Raw genomic sequence first — 11,480 nt, forward strand, 5'->3', positions numbered from 1 at the left:
GCCCGCCCTTGTCGCCGCGCAGATGAAGGCCGCGTTCGAAGCCGCTCCCATCGGCGCCGTCAAGATCGGCATGCTCGCCACACGGCAGACCATCGAGGCGGTCGCCTCGGCTCTCGAAGCACATTGCGACGTCCCCGCCGTGCTCGACCCGGTGCTGGCCGCCACGTCCGGCGGTGCGCTGCTGGAGACGGATGCCGTTGCGGCGCTGAAGGCGCGCCTGATGCCGCTCTGCCGTCTCGTCACACCGAACCTGCCCGAACTGGCGACCCTCACCGGCGGCACCCCGGCTGCGGATGAGAATGCCGCCATGCGCCAGGGCGAGGCCCTGCTCGAAGAGGGCGCCCGGGCGGTCCTGATCAAGGGCGGCCACGACGGCGGCGACCATGCGACGGACATCCTCTTGCAGCCCGCGCGCAAGCCCGTCCGCTTCGAAGCGCCGCGTCTTGAAGCGCACATGCGCGGAACCGGCTGCATGCTGGCCAGCGCTGCGAGCGCCGGTCTAGCGGCGGGCCATGACTTGGAAGAGAGCGTCCGCGCGGCCAAGGCGTGGCTGCACGCCCATCTGGTGAAGGCGTCACAAGCGGAGGGGATGGGTTAGCTCGAAGCAGGTCTGTTCGAAGACCCCCTGCCGCTTGGCGCCCCTTCTAAGGCGCCCAGGCGTGCCGACATTCGATCCCACTCGCCCGGTCCCCTCACGCGGACTTCAGCCGCGTGCCGCTCAGCATGCCGTGCCGCTCCAGCACCGGGTAGGCCAGGGTGGCCAGCAGTGAGTTGATTTGCTTCAGGTCACGGATCGTGTCGAGATGGATGGAGCTGGTCTCCACGCTCCGCTCCGAGCCGCGGCGCAGCCGATCGAAGTGGCGCTCGCTGGAAATCCTCTCGAGGTCGCGCAGCCGGTCCTTCTCGGCGACGAGCTGCCGGGCGGTCTCGGGGTCCTGGGTCACCAGGAGGTTGAAGGCGAGCCGGGCATTGGCGAGCACGGAGGCATGGAGGCTCGAAAGCTCGCGCCAGCCTTCCGGCGTGAACTCGAGATCGCGATCCATCTTCTTTTGCACATGCGAAAGCAGGTTGCGCACGATGATGTCGCCCACCTGCTCCAGCTTGATGCATACGCCCAGAAGCTCCTGGCAGCGGCTCGCCTCCTCGTCCGACATGCCGTGTTCGGTGATGCGGGCGAGGTAGAGCTTGATGGCCGCGTGGCGTTTGTCCACCGTGTCGTCGAGCGCGGCCAGCGCGTTGATCGACTGCTTGTCGGGATCCTCGTAGAGCTCCAGAACGCGGCGCAGCATGAACTCGACGGTCTCGCACATGCGCACCGCCTCGCGCGTGACGTTGGCCAGCGCCTGGGCAGGGTTGTCGAGCGCGGCTGCGTCCAGAGCGCTCGTCGCCTCGATGGCGGCGCGGCGTTCTTCCTCGGGCGTTTTCGTGCCGGCGCTCAGCGCGACGATCCCCCGCGTGGCCTTCAGGATCAGCCGCGACAGCGGAATGCCGGCGAAAAGAATGAGGACGTTGAAGGCGATATGCGCATGGATCACGCGATCGGCGGTACCGGAACCCAACAGCGAAGTCGGCGGGTTGAAATAGACGAAAAGAACGAGCAGCACGACCGATCCCAGCCCGCGCATCAGGAGGTTGCCGAGCGGCACCACGCGATAGGCCGGCGGCGCGGCGCGCGTCAGGATCGGCGCGATGAAGGAAGAGCCCAGGTTTACGCCCAGCACCATCACGATGCCGAGCTCGGGCGACAGGACCCCACGCGCGGCGAAGGTCGCCAGGAGCAGAACTGCGGCGATGCTGGAGTGGAACAGGTAGGTGATGACCGCGGCGAGAAAGAAGGCGGTGACCGGGTCTTCCGACAGGTAACCCACGATCAGCGGCACGATGCGGCTCTCACGCAAAGGCTCGGCCGCCGCATCCATCATCTCCAGCGACAGGAGCAAAAGGCCGATGCCGACGAGAATACGGCCTGCCTGGCGCCAGGAGCGCCGTTCCGTCGCCAGGAAGATGACGGTGCCGGCGAGCAGGCAGACGGGCACGAGGAGCGACAGGTCGTAGCTCAGGATCTTGACCAGGAGCGCCGAGCCCACTTCCGCGCCGCGGACGGCCAGGATGCCGGAGAGGCCCGTCACCATGCCACCGCCGGCGAAGGAGCCCACCAGGAGCGTGACCGCAGTCGAGCTTTGCAGGGCGATGGCGAGCAAGAGCCCCGCCGTCGTGGCCATGAGCGGGTTTGTGAGTGCGCGGCGCAGCCGCTGCCTCAAGACACCGCCATAGGCGCGCTCCACTCCGGTGCGCACCATGCGCGTCGCCCAAAGAAGCAACGCTACGGCACCGGCCATATGCAGGAAGAAGACGGACCCGCTCATTTGCCTCGTTTCGCCTATCCCATTCACCGAACCGGCTGTGGGTTTATTGTGAACCGGCGGTGGATCTACTGTGTATAACTCCTTTGCATGGGAAAAGCTGCGTCGGTGTCGAACCGGAACTTGTCCGCCGTCGCACGAATGTCACACCGGGACAGCCGGTCACGGTGAGGTCGGCGCTGCCGGTCCGCGGGGCCGCTGCGGTTGGCGCCAGGAGCGGATCGTGCTCGCGAGACCGCTCTATCTCGCCGTTTTTCTGTTTGCGCGGCGGCGAGAGGGGTTTTACGCCCGCGAAGTATTTAGCGCCGCACGCGCAATTGGGCGGGCGTGATGTTCCTGTTTTTCCGCATCGCGGAGGTCAGGTGACTTTGGCTGGAAAAACCGCTCAGAAAAGCCACTTCGGCGATCGTCAAATCCTTTTCGACAATCAGCTGTTCGGCGAATTCGAGCCGGCGGTTGATCAGATAGCGATGCGGTGGCTCACCGAAGGACTTGGTGAAGGACTGGATGAAATGGCCGTGCGAAAGCTCGCAAACGGCAGCAAGTTCGGCGACGCCCAGCCTGCGCGCGAAGTTCTCTTCGATATATTCCTCAACCCGCTTGGCGGCGGTCGTGGACAGCCCCCCCTTGGGGCGCACGGCCGTCCTCGCCGCGCGTGAATAGTTGCGCAGGAGGTGTATGCCGAAAACGGTGACCAGTGCATCCGCATAAAGCTCGTTCACTTCCTGGTTTCGCAGTTCGGCCGCCATCAGCTCGGCCATTCGTACCGCCTGCAGATCGACCGTGCCGTCAGGGGGTGGCAGAAGCTCGGGTGGTTTCCGTTCGAACTCGCTGTCTGCCAGTTCCTCGAGCGCGTCCGTCGTGAGCGCCACCAGGACGATCTCGCGCGTGTAGGCCCATTGCGTTCTCCGGTGCGCGCCCGCCGGACAAACAACGATCATGCCATAGGGCGCCTCGTCGGATCCGCCTTCGGAGGCCGCTTCCCCATTCGACGACGAAGTCAGCGTCACCGCGACGAAATGCGCGTCGGGAGAAAGGTCCTGCGGACGCGGCGGACGCATCGAAAGCACAAACCCGCCATGCGACGTCCTGGCGCGCTTTCCGACGCCTTCGGGAATGGCATCAAGAAGATGAGCGCGCGAACGCTCACTCGGCCCGCTTCGCCCCGGTGCTAAACCATCGGTTTCATGATACATTGATCGCCGCTGCCCCGCATAGCCCTTCCCGATGATAGTACCTGCATTCTGCTAGAAGTCGCAACGCCGGCCACCGCAAATTGCGTTTCCCCGCCGGAAGGCGGAGCGCGAGCGTTTTGCGGTGCAGCGTGACTATCGCCGTTATACGATCCCGTTTACGCCACACGGAGCACCTCCTGTACGCCTGCTTTTCAGCACAGCGCCATGGTATCTCCCGTATGACGGTTCTCGGCAAATAAGCAGATCGCAATAGTTGGTCTGTTTGGCCGTCAACGAAGCCGAGCCGTACACGCTAAACCGGGATCAATCCACGCGCCGGCCAGCGAGAAATGCGCCCGCATCCGCGGGCGGCACCGTCCTATTCCATTGTTCTTACCGTATCCGCGCGCGGGAAAGCGGCTCCCTACTGCAGACGCTCTACCGCCGGCCGGGCAGCTTGCGCGGCCGGGTGGGCTGTTCGGCGGCCTCGGTCGGCTGCTCGGTGAAACCCTCGATATCGGATACCTCCTCGACGTCGCGCTCGATTTCCATCGGGCTCATGACATAGGCCGTCGTCAACTCCGCCACCGAGCGCAAGGCGTGGATGTGAATGCGCTCATAGCCGTGCGAGGCATCAATGCCGAAGGCGATGAGCGCGGTGCGCACATCATGGCCGGCTTCCAGGGCGGAGGCCGAATCGGAGCGGTAGTAGCGGAAGATGTCCTTTTGAAAACGGATATCGTCGTCGCGGCACAGGTCGACGAGCTTCTTCGTCAGGTGGTAGTCGAAGGGCCCGGTCTGGTCGGCCATGGCGATGGTCACGCCGAACTCGGAAGAGTTCTGCCCCGGCGCGGTGGTGCCGTTGTCGATGGTCACCATGGAGGCGATCTCGGGCGTGACGATCGCCGCCGCGCCGACACCCACCTCCTCCGAGATCGTGAACAGCCAGTGCGTGTCGACCGGCGTGCGCACGCTCTCCCGCTTCATGGCCTCCAGCGCCGCAAGCGCAATCGCCACGCCGGCCTTGTCGTCGAGATGGCGGGAGACGATAAAGCCGTTTTCGAGGAACTCCGGCTGCGGATCGATGGCGACGTAGTCGCCGATATCGATGCCGAGCGACAACGTGTCCTTGCGCGACCAGGCGAGTGCATCGAGGCGCAGTTCCACGTGCTTCCAGCCGATCGGCAGTTCGTCCACGTCGTCATTATAGGTATGGCCGGAGGCCTTGAGCGGCAGGATCGTGCCGCGGAAGCTGCCCTTCTCCGTGTACAGGGTAACCCGCGCGCCCTCGGCGAAACGCGCCGACCAGTGCCCGATCGGCACCAGCTCCAGCCGGCCGGTGTCCTTGATGCCTTTGACCAGCGCGCCCAGCGTGTCGACATGGGTGATGATGGCGCGCGCGCCGCGCCGGCGCTCGCCGCGCCAGATGGCCCGGATGCCGCCCCTTCGGGTCAACTCCGGTTCGAGCCCCAGCCGCTCCAGTTCCTCCGTGACATGGCGCACGATGGTGTCGGTGTATCCGGTGGGGCTGTCGATCGCCAGGAGGGCTTTGAGTTGGTTCGTAAGGTAGTCGACGTCGATTGTCAGACGCGGCAAAGGCTACTCCCTCGCGCCAAGCGCCTGCTTCGCTGACTTGAGGCCCGTGCGGGGAAACAGAAGATCGACGAAGCGTTCGGCGGTGGGTTGCGGTTCATGATTGGCCAGTCCAGGCCGCTCGTTCGCTTCGATAAAAACATATTCCGGCCGGCTTGGCGACTGCACCATGAAGTCGATCCCGACCACGGGAATGTCTATGGCGCGCGCGGCGGTGCAGGCCGCATCGACCAGCGCGGGATGAACCTCCTCCGTCACGTCGTGGATCGAGCCCCCGGTATGCAGGTTTGCGGTCTTGCGCACGACCACCTCCATTCCTTCGGCGGGGACGGAATCGAGTGTGTGACCCGCGCCGGCCACGCAGCGGCGGGTCTCGTCGTCGATTGGGATCCTGCTTTCGCCTCCGGTCGAGGCGGCGCGGCGGCGCGACTGGTTCTCGATCAGCTTCTTGATGGTGCTGCGCCCGTCGCCTACGACACGGGCGGAACGGCGGACGGCTGCGGCGACCAGCCGATAGTCGATCACGACCAAACGCAGGTCCTCGCCCTCGAAAAACGACTCCAGCAGCACACGGTCGCAAACCTTCTTGGCGGCAGCGACGGCGTTCTCCACGTCCTCGACCGTCTCCAGGCCGACCGCCACGCCGCTGCCCTGCTCGCCGCGCGCCGGCTTTACGACCACGCTGCCGTGCTTCTTCAGGAACGCTTCGATCTCCTTGCGGCCGCTCGCGGCGTCCAGTTGCTCGGGAACCTTCAGACCCGCCTTCTCCACGATGCGCCTGGTCACGGCCTTGTCGTCGCAGATCGACATGGCGACGGCGGAGGTGAGCTCCGAAAGGCTCTCGCGGCAGTGGATCGAGCGGCCGCCGAAGGAAAGGCGGAAGAAACCGGCATCGGCATCGGTGATGTCGACGGCCACGCCGCGCCGGTGCGCCTCGTCGACGATGATGCGCGCATAGGGATTGAGCTGGTCGTAGGCGGCCGGCGGGTGCGTGAAGAGCTTCTCGTTGATGGGGTTCTTGCGCTTAACGGCGAAGACGGGAATGCGATGAAAGCCGAGCTTCTCGTAGAGTGCGATGGCCTGTTCGTTGTCGTGCATGACCGACAGGTCCATGAAGCTGCGGCCTCGCGCCTTGAAGTGCTCGGCGAGCTGGCGGACCAGCATCTCGCCGACGCCGGCATGCGGGCATTGCGGATCGACGGCGAGACACCACAGCGAGGAGCCGTTTTCCGGGTCGTCGAAGACCCGGTGGTGGTCGACGCCGGTCACCGTGCCGATCACGTCGCCGGTGGCCACGTCCTCGGCGACCAGATAGACGACGGCGCGGCTGTCGCGGTTGGTCCAGAAGAAGTCCGGCCGCACTGGCACCATGCCGCGGCTATGATAGATGGCGTTGACGGCCTCCGCGTCGGCCTGCGAGGCGAGCCTTCGGATAAAGTAGCCGCGCGCCTGCCGCTTGCCCGCGCGGTAGGTAGACAGATCGAGCCTGTAGGTGTGCGAGGGGTCGAGGAACAGTTCCTGCGGCGCCAGCGACAGAAGCACGTGCGGATCGCGGATGTAGAAGGCGATGTCGCGTCGGGCGGGCCCTTCCTGGTGCATCGCCTCGACGATCTGCTCGTTGTCGGCAAAGCTCTGCGCGAACAGCAGCCGTCCCCAGCCGAGATCGAGCGCAACGGCCGTCGGCCGCTCGCCCTTCCCCCCGTCGCCGCGCGCGTCGGCGGGTTTCATGGCCTCGTTGCGCAGGCGCTTCAGACGATGACCGAGCGCCTTGTCGGTGCGCCCCCTCTGGCTACGCGAAACCGCCTCGTCCTGCTTGCCCATTGTTAGTACCCACCATCATGGATAGATGCATCATGAGACTTCCGGGGAAAGCCCGTGGCCAGGAGCGTCGCCGAGGGCGATGTGAGACATCGTCGAGGTGGTGCGACGCCGTCCACGGGTTTTCTCCGGACGCCCAAGGGGTCGCCTTTCCGCCCGCACCTGCGGCGTCGCCGCGCTTGCACGATGTCCTCCATCGCGCTGCGCACGGCTTCTAGCATTTGCGGGCGGAAAGGCGATCTCATGACGCATCTATCCATGACGGTGGCTACTAAATCCCGTGGGTCTGAAGCCACAGTTCCAAAAGCCCGACCTGCCAAAGGGCCGAGCCGCGCAGCGGCGTGATGTGCTCGGCGGGCGCGGCGTAGAGCGTATCCAGATAGTCCTGGCGGAACAGGCCGCGCTCGCGCGCTGCCTGAGAGCTTAGCGCATCGCGCACCATCTCCAGATAGGGGCCGTCCACATATTTGAGCTGCGGCACGGGAAAATAGCCCTTCTTGCGGTCGATCACCTCGCTCGGGACGACCTGGCGGGCGACGTCCTTCAGGATGCCCTTGCCGCCGTCCCTGAGCTTCTCCTCCGGCGGAATGCGCGCGGCGAGTTCCACGAGCTCGTGATCGAGAAAGGGCACGCGCGCCTCCAGCCCCCAGGCCATGGTCATGTTGTCGACGCGCTTGACCGGATCATCGACCAGCATCACCGAGGAATCGAGCCGGAGCGCGGCGTCAACCGGCGTATCGGCACCGGGCCGGGTCAGATGCCTGGCGACGAGGGCGCGGCTGACATCCTCCTCCGTCATCCACTCCGGCGCGAGCTGTTCCTTCAGCCGTTCATGCGTGCGGTCGAAGAAGACGTCGGCATAGTCACTGACGACGTCGTTGGAGCTCATCAGCGGCGGATACCAGTGATAGCCGCCGAAAACCTCGTCCGCGCCCTGCCCCGACTGCACCACCTTGATGTGCTTGGAGACCTCCTTCGACAGGAGGTAGAAACCGACATTGTCGTAGGAGACCATGGGCTCCGACATGGCCTGAAAGGTGCCCGGCAGCGCGTCCATCAAATCGCTGGAGGGCACGAAGATCTTGTGGTGGTCGGTGCCGAAGCGCTCGGCGATCAGGTCGGAATAGACGAACTCGTCGCCCTTTTCCCCGTTGGCTTCCTCGAAGCCCACCGAGAAGGTCATCAGCCCGGTCTGTCCGGCCTCGGCGAGGAGCCCGACGATGAGGCTCGAATCGACGCCGCCCGACAGGAGCACGCCCACCGGCACGTCGGCCACCATGCGCCGCTTTACCGAGAGGCGCAGGGCGTCGAGCACGCGCTCGCGCCATTCTTCCGGGCTGAGCGATGAAAGCGCCGGATCGCGCTCATACGGCGGGTCCCAGTAGACACGGTCACGCTTGCTGCCGTCGGCCTCGATGATGCGCATGGTCGCCGGCGGAAGCTTCCTGACGCCGCTGAGGATGGTGCGCGGCGGCGGCACGACCGCATGGAAGGTCATGTAGTGGTGCAGGGCGACGGGATCGATCGTTGTGTCGACGTCGCCGGCGGCCACCAGCGCCGGCAGGGAGGAGGCGAAACGCAGTGTGCTCGGCGTTTCCGAATAATAGAGCGGCTTGATGCCGAAACGGTCGCGCACCATCACCAGCCGCCCGCTATCGCGCTCATGCAGCACGAAGGCGAACATGCCGTGGAAACGCTCGACGCATGTCTCACCCCAGGCGTCCCACGCCTTCAGGATCACCTCGGTATCGCCGGTGGAGAAGAAGCGGTAGCCCTTGGCCTCCAGTTCGGCGCGCAGTTCGGGATAGTTGTAGATGCAGCCGTTGAAGCAGATCGTCAGCCCCAGCGTCGGATCGTCCATGGGCTGGCGGGCTCTTTCCGACAGGTCGATGATCTTCAGCCGCCGGTGCCCGAAGATGGCATTGTTGTACTGGACCACACCGGACCCATCGGGGCCGCGCGGGGTGAGTCCCTCCATCATTTTCGAAAGGGTGACGGGAGACGGCTGGCTGCCGTCGAATCTCAACTCTCCGCAGATACCGCACATGAGAAGCGGGGGATCCCTCCTTGATTGTTGCGCCGGACGTCCAGATAGTTATAGTTCTGATTATTTGATGTCAAATAAGTGACATTGGTTCCCATGGCTCAACCGACAGACAACGTGCAAACCCTCGACCGGTTCCCACCGGACGAATTGCGCCTCGTCGAAAAGTCCATTCGCCGCATTCTGCGGGCGAGCGACCTGCAGTCCAAGGCGCTCGTCAAGGCGATCGGGCTGACCGCCCCCCAGCTTGTCATCCTGAAGGCGATCGCCGCGCTCGGCGAGGTGACGACGACGGCGCTGTCGGAGCACGCGGATCTGAGCGCGGCGACCGTGGTCACCATACTGGACAATCTGGAAGTGCGCGGGCTGGTGGAGCGCTACCGCTCGCCGAGCGACCGGCGCGTGGTCCATGCGCGCCTGACGCCGACCGGCGGCGGGCTCGTGCAACAGGCGCCGGAGCCCCTCGGCGTAGGGTTTGCAAGGCGTTTCCAGCGCCTCGACCCGGCGGAGCGGCTGCGCGTCATCGAAACGCTCAACGATCTGGCCGATATGATGGAGCCGGCGATACCCGCCTCCAGAACGAGAAACGGCCGCCTGCTTTAGCGCCAGATGAGATGAGGCAAGGTGAGATCGGTTGTGCCGACGCGCGTTGGGAGACCCGAATTGAGTTTGCTCCGATGCGAGCGTGGCATTTTGCCCGACACGCGACAATGGACGTGCCGGCGCTAAGCCATTATGATCCGGGCCACAACCCAGGAAAAACAGTATGGATTATAGACGGTTTTTTTCCGAGGCAATCGATCAGCTCCATGCGGAACGGCGTTACCGCGTTTTCGCTGATCTGGAGCGGATCGCGGGCGCCTTCCCCCGCGCCATCTGGCGTTCCGGCGATACGGCAAGGGAAATTACCGTCTGGTGCTCGAACGACTATCTGGGCATGGGTCAGCATCCGGACGTGATCGCGGCCATGCGCGAGGCCGCGGGCCGGATGGGCTCGGGCGCGGGCGGCACGCGCAACATCTCCGGCACGAATCATCCGCTGGTCGAGCTGGAAGCGGAACTGGCCGACCTGCACGGCAAGGAGGCCGGCCTCGTCTTCACCTCCGGCTTCATTTCCAACGAAGCCTCCATCTCCACCATCGCCCGGCTCCTGCCGAACTGCCTGGTCCTTTCGGACGAGCTGAACCACGCCTCGATGATCGAGGGCGTGCGCCGCTCGGGCGCCGAGAAGAAGATCTTCCGCCACAACGATCTCGCCCATCTGGAGAGCCTCCTGGCGGCGGCCGGCCGCGAGCGGGCGAAGCTGATCGTCTTCGAATCGGTCTACTCCATGGATGGCGACATCGCGCCCATCGCCGAGATCGCGGACCTTGCCGACAAGTACAACGCGATGACCTATATCGACGAGGTGCACGCGGTCGGCATGTACGGTGCGCGCGGCGGCGGCATCACCGAGCGCGACGGTCTCGCCCACCGCATCGACGTGATCGAGGGCACGCTGGCCAAAGCCTTCGGCGTCATCGGCGGCTACATCACCGGTTCCGCTGCGATCATCGACGCGGTGCGCTCCTACGCGCCCGGCTTCATCTTCACCACGGCGCTGCCGCCGGCCATCGCAAGTGCCGCCACGATCTCCATCCGTCACCTGAAGACTTCCTCCGCCGAGCGCGAGGCGCAAAGGCGCCAGGCACAGCGGACCAAGGAGGTGCTGGGCGCCGCCGGCCTGCCGGTCGTGCCGTCCGCCACACATATCGTGCCGCTCCTCGTCGGCGATCCGGAACTCTGCAAGATGGCGACCGACCGGCTTCTCGAAAAGCACGGCATCTACATCCAGCCGATCAACTATCCCACCGTGCCGCGCGGCACGGAGCGGCTGCGCATCACGCCCACGCCGTTCCACGGCGACGCGCTGATCGAAGGATTGAGGGACAGCCTCGTAGAGACTTGGGAAGCCCTCGGCATCGGCTTCGGTTCGCGCGAGACGACCCCCGCCGCCACCTCGGAGCGGGTCATACCGCTGGCCGTTCCCAAGTCGGGCGGATAGGCCGCGCACCGTGCGGAGCAGACCTCCGGGCAGTGATCAGTTTTCACCGCCGGTGCAGCGTCGATGTCCCGGCATGGATCCTCGGGTCAAGCCCGAGGATGATGACCGTGGAAGCGTTTCCGCCAAACGCCAACGTTGCAGATAGGTGTAGATCTCACCGCTTCGTCATCCTCGGGCTTGACCCGAGGATCCATGCCTGAACGGACCCGGCCGCAAAACGGTTACGGGCAGCCCTCCGTACATCCTACACCCCCCTGCCGCTTGCAGCCTCCACCGGCTCGGAAAAGTGCGCGCCGATGGCCTCGATGATGATCTTCGCCGAGGCCGCGCCCGGGTCGATATGGCCGAGCGAGCGGTCGCCGACGCGGGCGGCACGTCCCCTAGAAGCGATCATGGCGCGCGTGGCGGCAGCGCCGGCGGCGGCGGCTTGCGCGGCCTCCCGC

The 11,480-nt window shown here is 65.3% G+C and carries 9 protein-coding genes; 3 read left to right on the forward strand and 6 right to left on the reverse strand.

Annotated features, from left to right (window positions below; all coding sequences use genetic code 11):
- Positions 1-598, forward strand: a 598-nt coding sequence (gene thiD, locus ACFP9U_RS19890) for a bifunctional hydroxymethylpyrimidine kinase/phosphomethylpyrimidine kinase (protein ID WP_378624120.1), incomplete at its 5' end; no start/stop codon positions are given.
- Positions 599-692: 94 nt separating this feature from the next.
- Here thiD and ACFP9U_RS19895 read toward each other — a convergent pair.
- The 5 genes from ACFP9U_RS19895 to ACFP9U_RS19915 form a co-directional block, all read right to left on the reverse strand.
- The gene (locus ACFP9U_RS19895; RefSeq protein ID WP_378624122.1) at positions 693-2,366 is read right to left on the reverse strand and encodes a Na/Pi cotransporter family protein; all 1,674 of its coding nucleotides are present in this window, start codon (positions 2,364-2,366) and stop codon (positions 693-695) included.
- Between the two features lie 296 nt (positions 2,367-2,662).
- A complete protein-coding gene (locus ACFP9U_RS19900) occupies positions 2,663-3,424 on the reverse strand; it encodes a helix-turn-helix domain-containing protein (protein ID WP_378624123.1) in 762 nt (253 codons plus the stop codon).
- A gap of 552 nt (positions 3,425-3,976) precedes the next feature.
- Positions 3,977-5,134: an osmoprotectant NAGGN system M42 family peptidase gene (locus tag ACFP9U_RS19905; RefSeq protein ID WP_378624125.1), complete on the reverse strand. Its 1,158-nt coding sequence runs from the start codon at positions 5,132-5,134 to the stop codon at positions 3,977-3,979.
- Positions 5,135-5,137: 3 nt separating this feature from the next.
- Complete coding sequence (gene ngg, locus ACFP9U_RS19910; protein ID WP_378624126.1) at positions 5,138-6,952, reverse strand: N-acetylglutaminylglutamine synthetase; 1,815 nt, start codon at positions 6,950-6,952, stop codon at positions 5,138-5,140.
- A 268-nt stretch (positions 6,953-7,220) separates the two neighbouring features.
- A complete protein-coding gene (locus ACFP9U_RS19915; RefSeq protein ID WP_378624128.1) occupies positions 7,221-8,996 on the reverse strand; it encodes an N-acetylglutaminylglutamine amidotransferase in 1,776 nt (591 codons plus the stop codon).
- Between the two features lie 93 nt (positions 8,997-9,089).
- Here ACFP9U_RS19915 and ACFP9U_RS19920 point away from each other — a divergent pair, with 93 nt between their 5' ends.
- Both ACFP9U_RS19920 and hemA read left to right on the forward strand, forming a co-directional pair.
- Positions 9,090-9,596 (forward strand): MarR family winged helix-turn-helix transcriptional regulator, encoded by a 507-nt coding sequence (locus ACFP9U_RS19920; RefSeq protein ID WP_378624129.1) that lies wholly within the window; start codon positions 9,090-9,092, stop codon positions 9,594-9,596.
- Between the two features lie 163 nt (positions 9,597-9,759).
- A complete protein-coding gene (hemA, locus tag ACFP9U_RS19925; RefSeq protein WP_378624132.1) occupies positions 9,760-11,037 on the forward strand; it encodes a 5-aminolevulinate synthase in 1,278 nt (425 codons plus the stop codon).
- 244 nt (positions 11,038-11,281) lie between these two features.
- On the opposite strand, the gene ACFP9U_RS19930 is transcribed toward hemA, so the two are convergent.
- On the reverse strand, positions 11,282-11,480 hold a 199-nt coding region (locus tag ACFP9U_RS19930), incomplete at its 5' end, for a DAK2 domain-containing protein (protein ID WP_378624133.1).

This window comes from Nitratireductor sp. GCM10026969 (genome assembly GCF_042660605.1).
In the GTDB taxonomy this organism is placed as follows: domain Bacteria; phylum Pseudomonadota; class Alphaproteobacteria; order Rhizobiales; family Rhizobiaceae; genus Chelativorans.

Excerpts from the sequence above, each read along its gene's own strand:
- hemA (WP_378624132.1), top strand. The coding sequence starts at position 9,760 with ATGGATTATAGACGGTTTTTTTCCGAGGCAATCGATCAGCTCCATGCG.
- ACFP9U_RS19895 (WP_378624122.1), bottom strand. The coding sequence starts at position 2,366 with ATGAGCGGGTCCGTCTTCTTCCTGCATATGGCCGGTGCCGTAGCGTTG.
- ACFP9U_RS19920 (WP_378624129.1), top strand. The coding sequence starts at position 9,090 with ATGGCTCAACCGACAGACAACGTGCAAACCCTCGACCGGTTCCCACCG.
- ngg (WP_378624126.1), bottom strand. The coding sequence starts at position 6,952 with ATGGGCAAGCAGGACGAGGCGGTTTCGCGTAGCCAGAGGGGGCGCACC.
- ACFP9U_RS19900 (WP_378624123.1), bottom strand. The coding sequence starts at position 3,424 with ATGCGTCCGCCGCGTCCGCAGGACCTTTCTCCCGACGCGCATTTCGTC.
- ACFP9U_RS19915 (WP_378624128.1), bottom strand. The coding sequence starts at position 8,996 with ATGTGCGGTATCTGCGGAGAGTTGAGATTCGACGGCAGCCAGCCGTCT.